Below are 19,259 nucleotides of genomic sequence, written 5' to 3'. Positions count from 1 at the left end.
GGATTATGGATGAACTAACCTGTTTTAAAGCCTACGACATTCGCGGTGAAGTCGGTATTAACCTTACGCCGGAGATCGCCTTTCGCATTGGCCGCGCCTACGCGACCTGGCTGCGCCCGCGGCGAGTCGTCGTCGGCGGCGACGTGCGCCTGAGCTCAGCATCGCTGAAGGCGGCGCTTGCGGAAGGTCTGACCGCCAGCGGCGTTGACGTCATTGATATTGGTCTTTCCGGTACCGAGGAGATCTATTTCGCCACCCGCGAGCTACGGGCTGACGGTGGCATTCAGGTCACCGCCAGCCATAATCCCGCCCAGTACAACGGCATGAAGCTGGTGCGTGAAGAGGCGCGGCCCATCAGTAATGACAATGGCCTGCTGGAGATTAAAGCGCTCGCCGAGCGGAACGCTTTTTCTCCCGTGGTACATCGCGGTAGCCTGATAGATTTTGATAATCGCCCGTCCTGGGTTAACTGCCTGCTGCGTTTCCTGCAACGCCCGCCGGTCCGCCCGCTGCGCATCGTGACTAATGCCGGGCACGGCACCGCGGGGCCTGCGCTGGATGCAATTGCTGAAGGGCTGGCCCACGCGGGCGTGCAGGTGGAGTTTATACGTCTTCACCATCACCCGGATGGCCACTTCCCTGCGGGGGTACCCAACCCGATGCTGGCGGAAAACCGTCTGGTTACCCAGCAGGCCGTTATCGACCATCAGGCCGATTTCGGCATCGCCTGGGACGGCGACTTCGACCGCTGTTTCTTCTTTGACGAGCGCGGCAGTTTTATCGAGAGCTACTATCTGGTCGGACTGTTCGCCGAGCATTTCCTGCGCACGTATCCCGACAGCCGCATTATTCTCGACCCACGCCTGACGTGGAACACGCTGGATATCGTCACCCGCTGCGGCGGTACGCCCGTCGTCAGTAAAACCGGCCATGCGTTTATCAAGGCCCGAATGCGCGAGGAAGATGCCGTGTACGGTGGCGAAATGAGCGGCCATCACTACTTCCGCGACTTCGGCTATTGCGATAGCGGCATGATCCCACTGATGCTAATGCTACAAATCCTCGGCGGCGACCCTCAGCCGCTTTCTTCCCACATTACCGCCGCGCAGGCGCGTTACCCGGTTTCCGGCGAGATCAATCTGCAGGTGAAGGATCCGCTGGCGATGGTCCGCAACATTACCGAGCACTATCAGTCGGCAGCACCGCAGCGCGATGATTGCGATGGCATCAGCCTGGCCTTTGCCGACTGGCGCTTTAATTTACGCGCCTCCAACACCGAACCGCTGCTGCGGCTTAACGTTGAAACGCGCGGCGATACCGCTCTGCTGGCCGCCAAAACCGATGAGATTTTAACGTTTATTGCCGCTCAGCGCGGCGCGGAGGAGACGCTATGACCGCCCTTTCCCTCAGCAACATCCATAAAAAATACGATAAAACCACCATCATCGAGAACCTCTCGCTGGAGATCGCGTCGGGGGAATTTATCGTTCTGGTCGGCCCTTCAGGCTGCGGCAAGTCGACGCTGCTGCGCATGGTGGCAGGGCTGGAAATGCCCGATAGCGGCAAGCTGATGATGGGCGACCAGGACGTCACCCATCTGCCTGCTGGCAAACGCAGCCTGTCGATGGTCTTTCAATCCTACGCCCTTTACCCGCACATGACGGTGCGGGAAAACCTGACCTTTGGGCTACGCAATATTCGCACCCCGCCGGCGGAAATTACCCGCCGCGTCGCCCATGCGGCCACCATGCTCAAGCTTGATGAAATGCTCGACCGGCTGCCACAGAATCTCTCAGGCGGCCAGCGTCAGCGCGTGGCCATCGGGCGCTCTATCGTTCAGCAACCGGCGCTGTTTTTGTTCGACGAACCGCTGTCAAACCTGGACGCCGCCCTGCGCGTGGAGATGCGCCAGGAAATCCAGCAGCTGCACAACACGCTGAAAAACACCATGATTTACGTGACGCACGATCAGGTTGAAGCGATGACCCTCGCGGACCGTATCGTCGTGCTGTATAAGGGAAAAATTGAGCAGGTCGGCACGCCGCTGGAGCTGTACAACACCCCGGCCAACCTGTTTGTCGCCGAGTTTATCGGTACGCCTAAAATCAACATTCTGCCCGCCGTCTGGCGGCAGGGCGCGCTGCATATTGCCGAGAACATTATCTTCCCGCTCTCTCGTCAGCCGCTCGGCGTGCGTGAAAACGATAAGATGTTTGTCGCCATCCGCCCGGAGCACATGCAGCTCCAGCAGCCCGGCGACTTTAGCCTCAGCGGGCACACCCGCCTGTGCGAGCTGCAGGGCGATTCCACGCTGGTATGGCTGGACGTTGCCGGACATTCGATTTGCCTGAAGTCCTTCCAGCAGCTCAGCTTCCCGGCGCAAAGCGCGCTGACCCTGACCGTGCAGGAATCGCACCTTCATCTTTTTGATTCCATTGGAAAACGTGTCACCTTTAGCGATCCTACGGCCTGAGTCACGCCCCCGGCTGCGGGGGCGTTCTTTGAATCCCATCACAATCATCGCAATCCCCTTTTCCCTTTTCCCCGCCGACGGCTAAATTAGTAACTCATCCGACCACATAACAATAATTTCACATACTGGACATTCTTATGAGCTATCCGTCGCTGTTCGCCCCGCTCGATCTGGGTTTTACCCAGCTGAAAAACCGTGTGCTGATGGGGTCTATGCATACCGGGCTGGAGGAGTACCCTGACGGCGCTGAGCGCCTGGCCGCCTTTTACGCCGAGCGCGCGCGCCACGGCGTGGCGCTGATCGTCAGCGGTGGGATAGCCCCCGATCCCACCGGCGTAGGCATGGCGGGCGGCGCGATGCTTAACGATGTCAGCCAGTTGCCGCATCACCGCACGATTACCGATGCGGTACACCAGGAAGGCGGTAAAATTGCCCTGCAAATTCTGCACACCGGCCGCTACAGCTATCAGCCAAACCTGGTGGCACCCTCGGCCCTTCAGGCGCCGATCAACCGCTTCACCCCACACGCGCTCACCCACCAGGAAATCCTGATGCTGATCGACGATTTTGCCCGCTGCGCTCAGCTGGCCCGGGAGGCAGGCTATGACGGCGTGGAGGTGATGGGATCGGAAGGCTACCTGATCAACGAATTTCTCGCCGCCCGCACCAACCTGCGCGACGATCAATGGGGCGGCGACTACGCCAACCGCATGCGCTTTGCCGTCGAAGTCGTTCGCGCGGTACGCCAGCGGGTAGGTAACGATTTTATTATCATCTATCGCCTGTCGATGCTCGATCTGGTCGATAAGGGCAGCATCTTTGATGAAACCGTCCAACTGGCACAGGCGATTGAAGTGGCAGGCGCAACGCTCATCAATACCGGTATTGGCTGGCACGAAGCGCGGATCCCCACCATTGCGACGCCGGTGCCGCGCGGTGCGTTTAGCTGGGTGACGCGCAAGCTGAAAGGCCGGGTGACGATCCCGCTGGTCACCACCAACCGTATTAACGATCCGCAGGTCGCTGATGACATTCTGTCGCGCGGCGACGCCGATATGGTGTCGATGGCACGCCCGTTCCTCGCCGACGCCGAGCTGCTGTCCAAAGCACAGTCCGGGCGCGCCGACGAGATCAACACCTGTATCGGTTGTAATCAGGCCTGCCTGGATCAGATCTTCGTCGGTAAAGTGACCTCGTGCCTGGTGAACCCGCGCGCCTGTCATGAAACCAAAATGCCGATCGTCCCTGCCGTCGTGCGTAAAAACCTGGCGGTGGTCGGCGCGGGTCCCGCGGGCCTTGCCTTTGCGATCAACGCCGCTGCACGCGGCCATCACGTCACGCTGTTCGACGGCAGCGCCGAGATCGGCGGGCAGTTTAATATCGCCAAACAGATCCCCGGTAAAGAGGAGTTTTACGAGACGCTGCGCTACTACCGCCGCATGATCGACGTCACCGGCGTGACCCTGGAGCTAAACCGGCGCGTTAACGCCGACGACTTACTCGGCTTTGATGAAGTGATCCTGTCCACCGGGATCGCGCCACGCACGCCGCCGATCGAGGGGATCGACCATCCGAAGGTGCTGAGCTATCTGGACGTGCTGCGTGACAAAGCGCCGGTTGGGCAACGTGTGGCCATTATTGGCTGCGGCGGCATCGGTTTTGATACGGCCATGTATCTCAGCCAGCCGGGCAACCCCACCAGCCAGAATATTGCCGAATTCTGCGTGGAATGGGGGATCGATACTAGCCTGCAGCAGGCGGGCGGCCTGCGCCCGGAAGGTCCGCATTTGGCCCGCAGCCCGCGACAGATTGTGATGCTACAGCGTAAAGCCAGCAAGCCGGGCGAGGGGTTAGGCAAAACCACCGGCTGGATCCACCGCACCACCCTGCTTTCACGCGGCGTGAAGATGATCCCGGCAGTCAGCTATCAGAAGATCGACGATGCGGGATTACACGTGGAAATCGGCGGCGAAAGTCAGCTGCTGGCGGTAGATAGCGTCATTATCTGCGCCGGGCAGGAACCGAACCGCGCGCTGCAAGAACCGCTGCTGGCGGCAGGGAAGATTGTGCATTTGATTGGCGGCAGCGATGTGGCCGGTGAACTGGACGCACGACGGGCTATTGCGCAGGGAACGAAGCTGGCGCTGGGGATTTAGCGGTTAATCAATAAATAACGCGGGTGAAATGCCAAATCGAGCGGCCAGCTTTTTGACATGATCCAGCGTTAATTTTCTTTGACCGCTGAGTACGCGTGAAACCATCGACTTGCTGCCAATCTCATCGGCAAAATCGGAAAGCGTCAGTTTATGCTGCTCCATCAGGGTTCGCAAAATCGCGATGCCCGTGGGAATAGCCTCAATCTCTTCACGTAACGCACGTAATTTCGGCTGGTTGTCCTCATACGCACGGATGCGAACGCACAGTAGATCAACCAACGGATTTGTTGGGTCGTCCATCAGCAGTTCCGCCAGCAGTTCCAGTGCGTCACGATGATCGGCCTCTGTGGGGTTATCTCCCAGAAGAGGAATTTCAGCAACCAGCGTTTTTGTGGCTTTCAGGGCTTTTGCCGTCATCATAATCATGATTTCTTCCCCTTCGTTCTGTGTTTATCTGTGAACCTATCGTACTCAGCGTGGTTAAAAATGTGCCGGATATAAAACTTCTGGCTTTCGAAAAAAATCAACGCAATCACCCTGATATTATTGTTAGCAATGTTCACAACATAGTGTTTATCAAGATATTTGAAGTTATCCAATGAGGGATAAAATGCCCTCAACGCTTCTGGCGTTGGACAGTTTGCTTTCGCAATCACCTTACCTAACAGCTTAATTTCTTTCGCAAACTGGGGAAATCTGCCACATCCCTCGTCAATTGCAGCCATTGATATCAGATGCATTCTTTATCACGTCCGTTGACAAATTGGCAACATAATAACATGAGTTGCCAATTTGGCAACTCATGACCTTGTAGGAATCAACGTGACGATACGCCAGAGATAACAAGAGAAGGAGGGGGGATAACGGGGAGAATTTATCGTTTGCGAACACGATTCCAGAACCAGGCCGGATAAGACGTTCATGTCTTGTCCGGCACCGATATTTAGCTATTTAACGACGACGGCCCAGCTTCACCGCCTTCAGAATCACAAACTTATTATTAGTGGCGATGGTTTCACAGTTACCGAAGATCTTCTTCAGCTTGTGGAAATAATCGAGATGGCGGTTAGCCACAATATACAGCTCGCCGTTGATCTTCAGGCAGCGGCGCGCGTGGTGGAACATCTCCCAGGCAATGTTATCGGTCAGCGCGTGCTTCTGGTGGAACGGCGGGTTGCAGAACACGGCGTTGAAGCGGAACGGCTCAACGCCGGAGAGCGCGTTGTTGATCATAAACTCGCTGCGATCCAGCGCGTCCGGCAGGTTGGTCTCCACGTTCAGACGGCTTGACGCCACCGCCATCGGCGATTCATCAACGAATACCACGCTAGCCTCAGGGTTCTTCGCCAGCAGCGTCATGCCCAGCACGCCGTTGCCGCAGCCCAGGTCAACAATCTCCCCTTCGAGGTTTTCCGGCAGATGCTCGATAAAGAAGCGCGCGCCAATATCCAGCCCGGTACGGGAGAAAACGTTAGCGTGGTTGTGAATGGTCCAATCGGTGCCTTCCAGCTTCCAGCTCAGCGTTTGCGCGGTTTCAGCCAGTTCAGGCCTGGTGAAAGTACCGTTAATCAGACGCGCCTTTTTCCACGCCAGCGTGGTGGTCGTCGGGCCAAGCACTTTTTCAAACAGCTCCAGCGTGGAAGTGTGAATATCACGGGCTTTAGCCCCGGCGATAATCCGCGTTTGTGGCGTCACCACGTCGCGCAGCGCGCGCAGCTGCTGTTCCAGCAGCGCCATGGTTTTCGGAATTTTAATCAGTACGACGCCCGGTGCCTGCGGGTACTCCGCGGTGCTATCGAGGAATTTCACGCTCGATTCGGCGATATCGTTATGGCGCAGGTTTTCACGCGTTGCCAGTTCGCTCAGGTAGGAGTCGCCAATGCTGTATGGCGTGTGCTCCGCCAGCGCACAGGCCAGCGCGCCAAAAGTATCATTCAGGAGAAGCACTGGGCCGCTAATCTCGGTATCGTCCAGCTGTTGCAGCAGATATTCATCTGCCGCTTCCCACGCCAGCAGCGGGTTAACGTCGTCCGTATCCGGGAAACGTTTAAGTGTCAGTGAACGGAAACCGTTGTCTGTGTGGCTCATCGGCCCTCCTGAATGGTAAAATTTCGGCGTATCCCTGAAAAGGGTGCGTGAGTATACACTTTTTATGATTGGCATGGGCAAAGATGAACCAACTAACTTACCTCCAGGGCTATCCCGAGCATCTGCTTTCTCAGGTACGTACGCTGATTGCGGAGCAGCGCCTGGGGGCGGTGCTGGAAAAGCGCTACCCGGGCACGCATGATTTCGCCACCGACAAAGCCCTCTGGCAGTACACACAGGATCTCAAAAGCCAATATCTGCGCAACGCACCGCCGATCAATAAAGTGATGTACGACAATAAGATCCACGTGCTGAAGAACGCGCTCGGGCTGCATACCGCCGTGTCGCGCGTGCAGGGCGGCAAACTGAAAGCGAAAGCGGAAATTCGCGTCGCGACCGTGTTCCGCAACGCCCCGGAAGCCTTTTTGAAGATGATCGTGGTGCACGAGCTGGCGCACCTGAAAGAGAAGGATCACAACAAGGCCTTCTATCAGCTGTGCTGTCATATGGAGCCGCAGTACCATCAGTTGGAGTTTGATACTCGTCTGTGGCTGACGCACCTTTCGCTAAAGGAAACTGCGTAGTCGGGCACTGGCATTGTCATAAAGGCATGGTACATTGACCAAAGAATCCCTTTATGGAGCCTGAAGGCGTTTATGATACGTTTCGCTGTGATTGGAACAAACTGGATCACCCGCCAGTTTGTCGATGCCGCCCATGAGACCGGCAAGTATAAGTTGACCGCCGTTTATTCCCGCAGCCTTGAGCAGGCGCAAAGCTTCGCCAATGATTATCCCGTTGAGCACCTTTTCACCTCGCTGGAGTCTATGGCGCAGAGCGACGATATTGATGCGGTGTACATTGCCAGCCCAAACTCGCTCCACGCTCCACAGACCGAGCTATTCTTGCGACATAAAAAGCACGTTATCTGCGAGAAGCCTCTGGCCTCCAATATTGACGAAGCCGAGCGGGTCATTGCCGCTGCGCGCGAAAACCAGGTGGTGCTGTTCGAAGCGTTTAAAACCGCCAGTCTGCCAAACTTCCAGCAGCTTCAGCAGGCGCTGCCGAAGCTGGGGCAGATTCGTAAAGCGTTCATCAACTACTGCCAGTACTCTTCACGCTACCAGCGCTACCTTGATGGCGAAAACCCAAACACCTTTAACCCAGCCTTCTCGAACGGCTCGATTATGGATATCGGCTTTTATTGCCTGGCCTCGGCCATTGCGCTGTGGGGCGAGCCAAAGCAGATTCAGGCTTCAGCAAGCCTGCTGGACAGCAGCGTAGACGCCCACGGCGTGGTGGTGATGGACTACGGCGACTTCAGCGTGACGTTACAGCACTCGAAAGTCAGCGATTCCACGTTGCCGAGCGAAATCCAGGGGGAAGCGGGCGCGCTGGTGATTGAGAAAATCTCCGAGTGCCAGAAGGTTTCCTTCGTGCCGCGCGGCAGCAAAGCGCAGGATCTTAGCCAGCCGCAGCATATTAATACTATGCTGTATGAAGCCGAGGCGTTTGCACGGCTGGTCGAAAACAACGAAGTGGACCACCCGGGGCTTGAAGTCAGCCGTATTACCGCCAAAGTTCAGACCGAAATTCGTCGCCAGACCGGCGTCGTGTTCCCGGCGGATGCGCCTGCTGCGTAAAGCAACGTAAACGGATATTGTCGGCCATTGACGAAATCAATGGCCTGTCATATTTTGTTACGTGCAAAGGGGAGTAACTTCCTTGTCGGTGGATCGTCATTACGATACGTGCAAAACCGTATCCGGTCGCCGGGCAACGAAAAAGGAATGCGTCAGCGCATTCTTTTTTTGTTGTAAGTGAGACCTTGCCGGAAGGCGAGGTCTATGCATAAAAAAGCAGCGGCTATCGTCTTCTGACGTTAGCCGTTTTTTTTATGCGTAAGGAAATTTCTATGAATACTGTCGGCACACCGTTGCTCTGGGGCGGATTCGCTGTCGTCGTGGTGATCATGCTTGCCATCGATCTGTTATTACAGGGGCGCCGTGGCGCTCACACCATGTCAATGAAGCAGGCGGCAAGCTGGTCGCTGGTCTGGGTTACCCTCTCGCTGCTGTTTAACGCCGCATTCTGGTGGTATCTGGTGCAAACCCAGGGGCGCGCGGTCGCCGATCCACAGGCGCTGGCGTTTCTCACCGGCTATCTGATCGAAAAATCGCTGGCAGTGGACAACGTCTTCGTCTGGCTGATGCTGTTTAGCTACTTCTCGGTGCCTGCGGCGCTGCAGCGTCGGGTGCTGGTCTACGGGGTGCTTGGCGCGATTGTGCTGCGTACCATCATGATCTTCGCCGGAAGCTGGCTGATTTCCCAGTTTGAATGGCTGCTGTACGTGTTCGGCGCGTTTCTGCTGTTCACCGGCATCAAGATGGCGCTGGCAAAAGAAGACGAAGGCGGCATCGGCGACAAACCGCTGGTACGCTGGCTGCGCGGGCATCTGCGCATGACCGACAAAATCGAAAACGAGCACTTCTTCACGCGTAAGAACGGCGTACTGTTTGCCACGCCGCTGCTGCTGGTGCTGATTCTGGTCGAACTGAGCGATGTGATCTTCGCGGTCGACAGCATCCCGGCCATCTTTGCTGTCACCACCGATCCGTTTATCGTACTGACTTCGAACCTGTTCGCTATCCTCGGCCTGCGTGCGATGTACTTCCTGCTGGCGGGCGTAGCAGAGCGCTTCTCGATGCTGAAGTACGGTCTGGCGGTGATCCTGGTGTTTATCGGCATCAAGATGCTGATCGTCGAGTTCTACCATATCCCTATCGCCATCTCACTCGGCGTCGTGGGTGGGATCCTGGTCGTTACGCTCCTGATCAATGCGTGGGTTAACCATCGCCATGATATAAAAAATAAAGCCCTGTAATGGCGTCCCCGGCAGAGCACTGCGATGCCGGGGATATCTCCTACCACATCCCCCGGCGTGAACGCCTCGCCCTGCCCCTCTTTTGTACGCGATTGGCGTCACGAAATGTGAATTATTGGTTAAAAAATATGACGCATGGCGTAAATTCCAGCATTTTGTACTTCCCCAAACGACGACTTTCCTTATACTCGATCTGGCAAACATTTTTTTACATCCAGACATAAACGTAACAAATAATACGTCACTGGAAAGACACGACACATCACATTAAGGAATGCATAAATGACAACAAAATCCTCGCTTCCCGGATTTTTGCGTGTACTGATGGCTGGTAGCCTGGTGAAACAAATTCTGGTGGGTTTGATCCTGGGCGTACTTCTCGCTGTCGTTTCCAAGCCTGCCGCCGAGGCCGCTGGGCTGCTGGGCACGCTGTTCGTTGGCGCGCTGAAGGCGGTTGCGCCGGTGCTGGTACTGATGCTGGTTATGGCCTCTATTGCTAACCATCAGCAGGGGCAAAAAACCAATATCCGCCCCATTCTGTTTCTCTATCTGCTGGGGACGTTTGCCGCGGCATTAACGGCCGTTTTGTTCAGCTTCCTTTTCCCGTCTACGCTACACCTCAGCGCGGCAGCAGAAGATATTGCACCACCTTCCGGCATCGTTGAGGTGCTGCGCGGCCTGCTGATGAGCATGGTATCTAACCCGATTGCCGCCCTGCTTAACGCCAACTACATCGGTATTCTGGTATGGGCGGTCGGCCTTGGCTTCGCCCTGCGCCATGGGAATGAAACCACGAAGAATTTAATCAACGACATCTCTCATGCCGTGACCTTTATCGTGAAGGTGGTGATTCGCTTTGCGCCGCTGGGGATCTTCGGTCTCGTGGCCTCGACGCTGGCCACGACCGGGTTTAGCACGTTGTGGGGCTACGCACAGCTGCTGCTGGTACTGATTGGCTGTATGTTCCTGGTTGCGCTGGTCATTAACCCGCTGCTGGTGTTCTGGAAGATTCGCCGCAACCCTTACCCGCTGGTGATGACCTGCCTGCGTGAAAGCGGCGTCTACGCCTTCTTTACCCGTAGCTCAGCGGCCAATATTCCGGTCAATATGAGCCTGTGCGAAAAACTGAACCTCGACCGCGACACCTACTCCGTGTCCATCCCGCTGGGTGCAACCATCAATATGGCCGGTGCCGCTATCACCATTACCGTGTTGACGCTGGCGGCCGTGCATACCCTCGGTATTCCGGTCGATCTGCCGACCGCGCTGCTGCTGAGCGTCGTGGCCTCACTGTGCGCCTGCGGCGCTTCCGGCGTAGCGGGCGGTTCCCTGCTGCTGATCCCGCTGGCTTGTAACATGTTCGGTATTCCGAACGATGTGGCCATGCAGGTCGTTGCCGTGGGCTTTATCATCGGCGTCCTGCAGGATTCCTGTGAAACCGCGCTGAACTCGTCAACCGACGTACTGTTTACCGCAGCCGCCTGTCAGGCGGAAGACGAGCGTCTGGCGAAAAACGCGCTGCGCAGCTAATCACACCAGCCCCTTTGCCGTCAGGCGGAGGGGTTTTCTTCCTGCACTTTCTTCTCGACGTTAAACGGATCGATGCCTTTGCGCTGCATGCGCCAGAAGCGAATGATGTTCAGCCCGTTCATCACCAGGAAACTCCCCTCAATCAGCGTGCCGCCAATCGAACCGAGCCAGAAGTTGTGAATTACCCAGCAGGCGGTAGAGCACCACATCACGCAGCGTACCGTGAGACCCTTACAGCGGAACAGCGCCCAGGTGCTGGCAACGGTACCGGCAATCGGCAGCAGCTCCATGGCGTGTTGAAGTTTGCCCAGCCCCAGGATCAACGTCAGCGCGATAAACACAAACATCACCCAGATACGACGCGTATAGACCGAAATAATGGTACGAATGACGTTCAGCTCGGCGCTCATTCCGGCGGGAAATGCCCCCATCAAAAAGAAGTGCACGCCAATCGTAGCGCTGTAGAGAGACAGCTGAAATTTAAAGCGTCGTTCATCGCGGTTGATAAAGGTGGTAATACCAATCAAAAACGCCAGAACGCCTACGCCCTGGGCAAGCCAATACGCAGTCATGGAGGGGGTCCTTGTTAAACAAGCATAAAAAAACGGCGCTTCAAAAGATGAAACGCCGTTTTATCGTATCAGATCACACTTTGATTACAATGTGACGCCGCTCTTAAAGATAGCCAGCTCGCGGAAGTCGTTGCGCTCGTTGCAGGTCTGCTTGCCGTTGGCGAAGTCGACGATAACGTCAACGAACTCTTCCAGCAGTTGAGGCATCGCTTTACCGTGAATCAGCTGGCCGGCGTTGAAGTCGATCCAGTGTTTCTTCTTCTCGGCCAGCTCGCTGTTGGTGGCGATTTTCACCGTAGGCACAAAGCCGCCGTAAGGCGTGCCGCGGCCGGTGCTGAACAGCACCATATGGCAGCCCGCGCCCGCCAGCGCGCTGGTGGCAACCGCATCGTTGCCCGGTGCGCTCAGCAGGTTCAGGCCGTGGGTTTTCAGACGCTCGCCGTAGCGCAGCACGTCAACCACCTGGCTGGAGCCCGCTTTTTGCGTACAGCCCAGCGATTTATCTTCAAGCGTGGTGATCCCGCCTGCTTTGTTACCCGGCGATGGGTTCTCGTAGATGGGCTGGTCATGAGCAATGAAGTACTGCTTGAAGTCATTGACCATGGTCACCAGCTTCTCGAAGGTCGCCTCATCGCGGCAGTGATCCATCAGCAGTTGCTCGGCGCCGAACATTTCCGGCACTTCGGTCAGCACGGTGGTGCCACCATTGGCAATCACGTAGTCAGAGAAACGGCCCAGCATCGGGTTGGCTGTAATACCGGACAAGCCGTCAGACCCGCCGCATTCCAGACCAAACTTCAGCTCGCTCAGTTTGCCCGGCTCGCGCTTATCATTGCGCATCACGCTGTACAGCTGATGGAGATGTTCGATCCCGACTTCCACTTCGTCTTCCTGGTGTTGGCAGACCATGAAGTGAACGCGCTCAGGATCGAACTCGCCAAGGGTTTCGCGGAACGCATCTACCTGGTTATTTTCGCAGCCCAGGCCCACCACCAGCACCGCACCCGCGTTAGGATGACGCACCATATTTTGCAGCATGGTACGGGTGTTGATATGGTCGTCGCCCAGCTGCGAACAGCCGTAAGTGTGGCTGAAGAGATGCACGCCATCGATACCTTCGGCGTCATTGGTCTCTTTCAGGAAACGGTTCTGCATCTGGCGCGCCATCGCATTAACGCAGCCGACGGTCGGCAGGATCCACAGTTCGTTACGTACCCCAACCTCACCGTTTGCGCGGCGATAAATCTGCACGTCGCGATCGGCTGGCTGGGCGACTTCGGCCTGGAAATCCGGTTGGTAGCGATACGTGTCCAGGTCGCTCAGATTGGTGCGCGTGTTATGGGCATGAATATGCTCACCCGCCGCGACGTCCACCAGCGTATGACCAATTGGCAAACCGTATTTAATGACGTTTTCACCTTTCGCAATATTGCATAAGACGAATTTATGGCCACGGGACACCGCCTGGCGCAAGGTGACCACCTGACCGTCAACGGTGACTTCGGTTCCTTCAGCCAAATCAGCGAGCGCTACCGCGACGTTATCCAGCGCATGGATCTTGATGTATTGCATACCTTCACCCAGACCTTAGTTCAATTCAATGGCGAAATAGTCACGCGCATTGTTAAAGCAAATGTTTTTCACCATCTCACCCAGCAGTTGGATGTCGGCAGGCGCTTCGCCCGCAGCAACCCAACGGCCGATCATCTGGCACAGAATACGGCGGAAGTATTCGTGACGGGTGTAAGACAGGAAGCTACGGCTATCGGTCAGCATACCGACGAATCGGCTCAGCAGGCCGAGCTGTGCCAGCTGCGTCATCTGACGTTCCATACCGTCTTTCTGATCGTTGAACCACCAGCCGGAACCGAACTGCATTTTGCCCGGCATACCTTCGCCCTGGAAGTTACCGATCATCGTGCCCAGCACTTCGTTATCGCGCGGGTTCAGGCAGTAAAGAATGGTTTTCGGCAGCAGGTTCTGTTCGTTCTGTTTGCTCAGCAGCTTAGACAGTTCTTCCGCCATCGGACGGTCGTTAATGGAGTCAAAGCCAACGTCCGCGCCCAGCAGTTTGAACTGGCGCAGGTTGTTGTTACGCAGCGCGCCGATGTGGTACTGCTGTACCCATTCACGACGAGCATATTCCGCACCCAGGAACACCAGCACGGCAGTTTTGAACTGCGCCACTTCATGCTCGCTCAGCGTTTCGCCGCCCAGGCGACGGGCCAGAATGCTGTCCAGCTCGGCTTCGTTAGATTCCGCGAACAGGACAACGTCCAGCGCATGGTCAGAAACTTTACAGCCGTGAGCCGCGAAGTGATCCAAACGCTTGGTCAGTGCAGTTTGCAGGTCAGCAAAACGGCGGATGTCGGTGTCAGACACTTCACCCAGCTTCGCCATGTAGTCGTTGAAGGTCGCTTGTTCAATGTTGAAGGCTTTATCCGGGCGCCAGCTCGGCAGCACTTTCACGTCGAAGGAACCGTCTTTCGCGACGGTCGCGTGATGCTCCAGAGAATCGATCGGATCATCGGTAGTGCCGACCATTTTCACATTCATCTGCTTCATGATGCCGCGCGCGGAGAATTTGTCCTGCGCCAGCAGCGCATTACATTCGTCCCAGATTTCACCTGCGGTTGCCGGAGACAGCAGTTTACCGGTAATGCCGAACGGACGGCGCAGCTCCAGGTGAGTCCAGTGGTATAACGGGTTACCGATAGTGTGCGGAACGGTCGCCGCCCACGCGTCAAACTTCTCGCGGTCAGACGCATCGCCGGTACACAGACGTTCTGCTACGCCGTTGGTACGCATCGCGCGCCACTTGTAGTGGTCGCCCTTCAGCCAGATGTCATACAGGTTTTTAAAACGATAGTCTTCAGCAACCTGCTGCGGCGGCAGGTGGCAGTGATAGTCGAAAATCGGCTGGTCTTTTGCGTAGTCGTGGTACAGACGGCGAGCAAATTCGGTATCTAACAGGAAATCTTCAGTCATAAACGGGGTCATTATCGTCTTCCTCTCAGCGAGTGGGTCAGATGTTTATCTGTAATGCAGACAAAGTTATCACACCAATTTCGCCAGACCGAAGATTTTTTCGTGAGTTAGATCAATAAACCTTGACAAAAAATGACATAAAAATCGCCAAAACAACGCTGCAAGCCGCGCCACGCCTGGTGTGCCCTATCTACCCCTTAAACTCTATGGAAAATACCTCTTTTGTGACGGTATTCACCTTTTAAAGTTGTATGACAAGTTATCTTGCCCTCCGTCGAAACACATTGAGCGACAGAATACATTAGCGGTGGTCGATACAGACACTTGATTGAGCGGTACGGATACCGAATTAAGCACGCTGATTTACTGGCAAGTTCGGGCCGTACCGGGGATCATTTCCACGGTAAGCCCTTCGAGAATGACATCTTCCGAGCAAACGGGAAGATGGCTGCAGGACCCGCAGTTATAACAACACGATGAGGTTTACATGCGAAAAATTAAAGGATTACGTTGGTACATGATCGCACTGGTGACGATGGGCACCGTGCTGGGCTACCTGACACGTAATACCGTGGCAGCAGCGGCGCCAACGCTGATGGCAGAGCTGCACATTTCCACACAGCAATATTCATACATCATCGCTGCTTATTCCGCAGCGTACACCGTGATGCAGCCGGTTGCCGGCTATGTTCTGGATATCCTCGGTACCAAAATTGGCTACGCCTTCTTCGCCGTTGCCTGGGCTATTTTCTGCGGCGCAACCGCGCTGGCAGGCAGCTGGGGCGGACTGGCTATCGCACGTGGTGCGGTTGGTGCCGCTGAAGCCGCAATGATCCCTGCGGGCCTGAAAGCCAGCTCCGAGTGGTTCCCGGCAAAAGAGCGTTCTATCGCTGTCGGCTACTTCAACGTCGGTTCTTCTATCGGCGGCATGATTGCTCCGCCGCTGGTGGTCTGGGCTATCGTGATGCACAGCTGGCAGATGGCGTTCATCATCTCCGGTGCGCTGAGCTTCATCTGGGCAATGTGCTGGCTGGTATTCTACAAACACCCACGCGATCAGAAAAAACTAACCGACGAAGAACGTGAATACATCATTGGCGGTCAGGAAGCAGCACACCAGACCAACAACGCGAAGAAAATGTCTCCGTGGCAGATTATTCAGACCCGTCGTTTCTGGGGTATCGCCCTGCCGCGCTTCCTGGCAGAACCAGCATGGGGTACCTTCAACGCCTGGATCCCGCTGTTCATGTTTAAAGTGTACGGCTTCGACCTGAAAGAAATCGCGATGTTTGCGTGGATGCCGATGCTGTTTGCTGACCTCGGCTGCGTTATCGGTGGTTACCTGCCGCCGCTGTTCCAGCGCTGGTTCGGCGTTAACCTGATTGTGTCCCGTAAAATGGTTGTAACCATGGGTGCGCTGCTGATGATTGGCCCTGGCCTGATCGGTCTGTTCACCAGCCCTTACATTGCCATCGCCCTGCTGTGCCTCGGTGGCTTTGCTCACCAGTCCCTGTCCGGCGCGCTGATTACGCTCTCTTCTGACGTCTTCGGTCGTAACGAAGTGGCAACGGCAAACGGCCTGACCGGGATGGCGGCGTGGATGGCAAGCACCATGTTTGCCCTGGTCGTTGGCGCCCTGGCCGACACCATTGGCTTCAGCCCGCTGTTCGCCGTACTGGCTATCTTCGACCTGTTAGGCGCAGTGGTTATCTGGACCGTCCTGCAAAATAAACAGGCTGACGACGGTCAATCCGGCGCTAACCGTCCGGCTCAGCAGGCGACGCAAAACTAAGTCTGCGAGCGAAGTAGGTTTTCTCCTAAGCCGCCTTGATCAAGGCGGCTTTTTTCATGTCAAATTGTGGTTAGCTGCTCGTAAAAGTGGTATAACAAATTCATTCTGCCGTACCCTGCCTGGAGAGCATATGGAAATCGCCGACGCACGTCGCTTGTATCAGCAACTGGCCGCTGAGCTAAAAGAACGCATTGAGCAAGGCGTTTACCTTGTGGGCGACAAGCTTCCCGCTGAGCGTTTTATTGCTGATGAAAAAAGCGTCAGCCGCACCGTCGTGCGTGAAGCCATCATCATGCTTGAAGTGGAAGGGTATGTTGAGGTACGTAAAGGCTCAGGCATCCACGTTATTTCTAATCAGCCGAAGCACCACCAGGTGCCGGACGAAAATCTGGAATTTGCCAACTACGGTCCTTTCGAACTGCTGCAGGCGCGTCAGCTCATTGAGAGCAATATCGCCGAATTTGCCGCCACCCAGGTCACCAAGCAGGACATCATGAAGCTAATGGAGATCCAGGAGAAGGCGCGCAAAGAGAAATGCTTCCGCGACTCCGAGTGGGATCTCCAGTTCCACGTGCAGGTTGCGCTGGCAACTCAGAACACCGCGCTGGCCGCCATCGTTGAAAAAATGTGGACCCAGCGAGTACATAACCCGTACTGGAAAAAACTGCACGACCATATCGATGCCCGCACCGTCGATAACTGGTGCGATGACCACGATCAGATCCTCAAGGCGCTGATTCGCAAAGACCCGCACGCGGCGAAGCTGGCCATGTGGCAGCATCTGGAAAATACCAAGCTGATGCTGTTCAACGAAACCAGCGATGATTTTGAATTCAACGCCGACCGCTATCTGTTCGCTGAGAACCCGGTCGTCCACCTTGATACCGTCGCCCTCGGCGGTAAATAAGTCCCTCAGTTGTTCAACGAGGCTTGCCCGACATTCTGTGTGGGTAAGCCTTTGTAAATCCCCTAGCCTCTCCCCGCGCTAAACCGCAAAATCAAACAGCAACACATTGCAATTTCTATGACGGAAAACTGCACCGTTTGTTACAATTGAATGCATTTTGTCGCTTCGACAATCCGTTTGAGATTATTTCGCCAAAACAGGGACTGTTCAGCGCGTATTTACCGCGATGCTATTAAAATAGAAATAGAGAAGATATCGCAGCGCATTCAGGCATGACCTTAATCGAAGTAACAGGAATCGTGAATGGAACTACTAACCCAACTCTTAAATGCCTTATGGAGCCAGGATTTCGAGACGCTCGCGAATCCCTCCATGATCGGCATGCTGTATTTCGTCTTATTTATGATCCTGTTTCTGGAAAACGGGCTGCTGCCGGCCGCCTTCCTGCCGGGCGACAGCCTGCTGGTGCTGGTCGGCGTTCTCATTGCTAAAGGTGCAATGGGCTTCCCGCAGACGATTATACTGCTGACGGTTGCCGCCAGCCTCGGCAGCTGGGTGGGCTACATCCAGGGCAACTGGCTAGGTAATACCCGTGTCGTCCAGAACTGGCTGTCACACCTCCCCGCGCATTATCATCAGCGGTCGCATCATCTTTTCCACAAACACGGCCTCTCTGCACTGCTGGTAGGGCGCTTCATTGCCTTTGTTCGCACATTGCTTCCTACCATCGCGGGCCTGTCCGGCCTGAGCAACGCACGCTTCCAGTTCTTTAACTGGATGAGCGGCCTGCTGTGGGTGTTGATTCTGACCACCCTGGGCTTCCTGCTGGGCAAAACGCCGGTGTTCCAGAAGTATGAAGACGCACTGATGTCCTGCCTGATGCTGCTGCCAGTGGCGCTGCTGATTTTTGGCCTGTGCGGTTCGTTGGTCGTGGTGTGGAAGAAAAAATACGGTAACCGAGGCTAACTATGGTGCCGAGCCGCATTCATCTTCGCCGGTTTGCATTCAGCATGAGCGTGCTGCTGTTGTTATGCGCGCTTCTCTGGATGTGGGCCGCGCTGCAGCGTGAAGAGTCTACGCTGGCGATTCGCCCAATGAGCCAAGCCAGCATGCCCGATGGTTTTTCTATCTCACACCATCTGGATGCCAACGGTATTCGTTTTAAGAGCATCACCCCGCACAATGATTCGCTGCTGATCACCTTTGAATCCAGCGAACAAAGCGCTGCGGCGAAGCGCGTACTGGATAGCACGCTGCCGCACGTCTACGTCGTTTCGCTACAGGAAGAAGAAAACGACCCCGTGGGCTGGCTATCACTGCTGCGCGATACGTCACACCGATTTGGCTAAAAACTTCCAGGAATCTGAATAGTTTCACTTACTTTGGTCATTTCGCCTTTTACTTACTATGCTTAGTAATGTGAGCGCCATCGCGGTGCTCACTTACTGGGAAAGTACATTCCAGATGTACTACGCAAAATGGAAGATTCATACATGAAATACCGCATCGTCTTTGCGCTCGCCCTCGCGTCTCTTAGTGCGAGTGCAGCAGCAACATCACTCTGTCAGGAAAAAGAGCAAGACATTCAGCGTGAAATTGGTTATGCCGAAAAGCATAACAATCAGAACCGCATTAGCGGCCTGAAAAAGGCGTTAAGCGAAGTCAAAGCTAACTGTACTGACAGCAAGCTTCGCGCCGACCATCAGGAAAAAATTGCCGAACAGAAAGACGAAATTCGCGAGCGCGAACACGATCTGCGTGAAGCAAAACAGAGCGGCGATGCGGAAAAAGTGGCTAAACGCGAGCACAAGCTTCAGGAAGCCAAAAAAGAACTTAACGCGCTGGAATCCCGCGCGTATTGAGTAAGTG

General features: G+C 55.5%; 18 protein-coding genes. 12 read left to right on the top strand and 6 right to left on the bottom strand.

Going from position 1 to position 19,259, the window contains the following annotated elements; genetic code table 11:
- Nucleotides 1-5 precede the first annotated feature (5 nt).
- The 3 genes from H7R58_RS03445 to H7R58_RS03435 all read left to right on the top strand — a co-directional run bounded on the left by H7R58_RS03445 (nt 6) and on the right by H7R58_RS03435 (nt 4,629).
- On the top strand, nt 6-1,394 hold the full coding sequence (locus H7R58_RS03445; protein ID WP_182934592.1) for a phosphohexomutase domain-containing protein: 1,389 nt from the start codon (nt 6-8) through the stop codon (nt 1,392-1,394).
- Nucleotides 1,391-2,473 carry an ABC transporter ATP-binding protein gene (locus H7R58_RS03440; RefSeq protein WP_182929981.1) on the top strand — a complete coding sequence of 361 codons (1,083 nt, stop codon included), beginning with the start codon at nt 1,391-1,393 and terminating at the stop codon, nt 2,471-2,473. Before H7R58_RS03445 ends, H7R58_RS03440 begins: the two co-directional genes overlap by 4 nt.
- Before the next feature lie 137 nt (nt 2,474-2,610).
- A complete protein-coding gene (locus tag H7R58_RS03435; RefSeq protein WP_182929980.1) occupies nt 2,611-4,629 on the top strand; it encodes an NADPH-dependent 2,4-dienoyl-CoA reductase in 2,019 nt (672 codons plus the stop codon).
- Nucleotides 4,630-4,632: 3 nt separating this feature from the next.
- Here the strand turns inward: H7R58_RS03435 and H7R58_RS03430 are convergent, their stop codons facing one another.
- From H7R58_RS03430 to rlmG, 3 genes are all read right to left on the bottom strand, one after another.
- Nucleotides 4,633-5,049 (bottom strand): helix-turn-helix domain-containing protein, encoded by a 417-nt coding sequence (locus H7R58_RS03430; protein WP_181358007.1) that lies wholly within the window; start codon nt 5,047-5,049, stop codon nt 4,633-4,635.
- A 2-nt stretch (nt 5,050-5,051) separates the two neighbouring features.
- Entirely contained in the window at nt 5,052-5,369 is a 318-nt protein-coding gene (locus H7R58_RS03425) for a type II toxin-antitoxin system HigB family toxin (protein WP_182929979.1), read from the bottom strand.
- 211 nt (nt 5,370-5,580) lie between these two features.
- The gene (rlmG, locus tag H7R58_RS03420; RefSeq protein WP_182929978.1) at nt 5,581-6,717 is read right to left on the bottom strand and encodes a 23S rRNA (guanine(1835)-N(2))-methyltransferase RlmG; all 1,137 of its coding nucleotides are present in this window, start codon (nt 6,715-6,717) and stop codon (nt 5,581-5,583) included.
- A gap of 83 nt (nt 6,718-6,800) precedes the next feature.
- Here rlmG and H7R58_RS03415 point away from each other — a divergent pair, with 83 nt between their 5' ends.
- The 4 genes from H7R58_RS03415 to sstT all read left to right on the top strand — a co-directional run bounded on the left by H7R58_RS03415 (nt 6,801) and on the right by sstT (nt 11,131).
- Complete coding sequence (locus H7R58_RS03415) at nt 6,801-7,301, top strand: M48 metallopeptidase family protein (protein ID WP_106927103.1); 501 nt, start codon at nt 6,801-6,803, stop codon at nt 7,299-7,301.
- Nucleotides 7,302-7,373: 72 nt separating this feature from the next.
- Nucleotides 7,374-8,360, top strand: a complete 987-nt coding sequence (locus H7R58_RS03410; RefSeq protein ID WP_182929977.1) for a Gfo/Idh/MocA family protein — start codon at nt 7,374-7,376, stop codon at nt 8,358-8,360.
- Between the two features lie 272 nt (nt 8,361-8,632).
- Nucleotides 8,633-9,601: a TerC family protein gene (locus tag H7R58_RS03405; protein ID WP_106927107.1), complete on the top strand. Its 969-nt coding sequence runs from the start codon at nt 8,633-8,635 to the stop codon at nt 9,599-9,601.
- 282 nt (nt 9,602-9,883) lie between these two features.
- The gene (gene sstT / locus H7R58_RS03400) at nt 9,884-11,131 is read left to right on the top strand and encodes a serine/threonine transporter SstT (RefSeq protein ID WP_106927109.1); all 1,248 of its coding nucleotides are present in this window, start codon (nt 9,884-9,886) and stop codon (nt 11,129-11,131) included.
- Between the two features lie 20 nt (nt 11,132-11,151).
- On the opposite strand, the gene H7R58_RS03395 is transcribed toward sstT, so the two are convergent.
- From H7R58_RS03395 to uxaC, 3 genes are all read right to left on the bottom strand, one after another.
- On the bottom strand, nt 11,152-11,703 hold the full coding sequence (locus H7R58_RS03395; RefSeq protein WP_182929976.1) for a YgjV family protein: 552 nt from the start codon (nt 11,701-11,703) through the stop codon (nt 11,152-11,154).
- 84 nt (nt 11,704-11,787) lie between these two features.
- A complete protein-coding gene (locus H7R58_RS03390; RefSeq protein WP_182929975.1) occupies nt 11,788-13,275 on the bottom strand; it encodes a UxaA family hydrolase in 1,488 nt (495 codons plus the stop codon).
- A 15-nt stretch (nt 13,276-13,290) separates the two neighbouring features.
- Nucleotides 13,291-14,703 (bottom strand): glucuronate isomerase, encoded by a 1,413-nt coding sequence (gene uxaC / locus H7R58_RS03385; RefSeq protein ID WP_182929974.1) that lies wholly within the window; start codon nt 14,701-14,703, stop codon nt 13,291-13,293.
- 475 nt (nt 14,704-15,178) lie between these two features.
- On the opposite strand from uxaC, the gene H7R58_RS03380 reads away from it, so the two are divergent.
- From H7R58_RS03380 to H7R58_RS03360, 5 genes are all read left to right on the top strand, one after another.
- The gene (locus H7R58_RS03380) at nt 15,179-16,483 is read left to right on the top strand and encodes an MFS transporter (protein WP_106927117.1); all 1,305 of its coding nucleotides are present in this window, start codon (nt 15,179-15,181) and stop codon (nt 16,481-16,483) included.
- Between the two features lie 130 nt (nt 16,484-16,613).
- Entirely contained in the window at nt 16,614-17,390 is a 777-nt protein-coding gene (gene exuR / locus H7R58_RS03375) for a transcriptional regulator ExuR (RefSeq protein WP_182929973.1), read from the top strand.
- A gap of 303 nt (nt 17,391-17,693) precedes the next feature.
- Nucleotides 17,694-18,356, top strand: coding sequence for a DedA family general envelope maintenance protein YqjA (gene yqjA / locus H7R58_RS03370; protein WP_106927121.1), 663 nt, complete (start codon nt 17,694-17,696; stop codon nt 18,354-18,356).
- 2 nt (nt 18,357-18,358) lie between these two features.
- The gene (mzrA, locus tag H7R58_RS03365) at nt 18,359-18,739 is read left to right on the top strand and encodes an EnvZ/OmpR regulon moderator MzrA (RefSeq protein WP_182929972.1); all 381 of its coding nucleotides are present in this window, start codon (nt 18,359-18,361) and stop codon (nt 18,737-18,739) included.
- 144 nt (nt 18,740-18,883) lie between these two features.
- Nucleotides 18,884-19,252 (top strand): DUF1090 domain-containing protein, encoded by a 369-nt coding sequence (locus H7R58_RS03360; protein WP_106927125.1) that lies wholly within the window; start codon nt 18,884-18,886, stop codon nt 19,250-19,252.
- Nucleotides 19,253-19,259: the final 7 nt, after the last annotated feature.

Origin of the sequence: Klebsiella sp. WP4-W18-ESBL-05, from assembly GCF_014169075.1 — a bacterium.
Lineage (GTDB): Bacteria > Pseudomonadota > Gammaproteobacteria > Enterobacterales > Enterobacteriaceae > Kluyvera > Kluyvera ascorbata_B.
The sequence above is the reverse complement of the archived record's forward strand: the minus strand, read 5'-3'. Positions and strand labels throughout refer to the sequence as shown.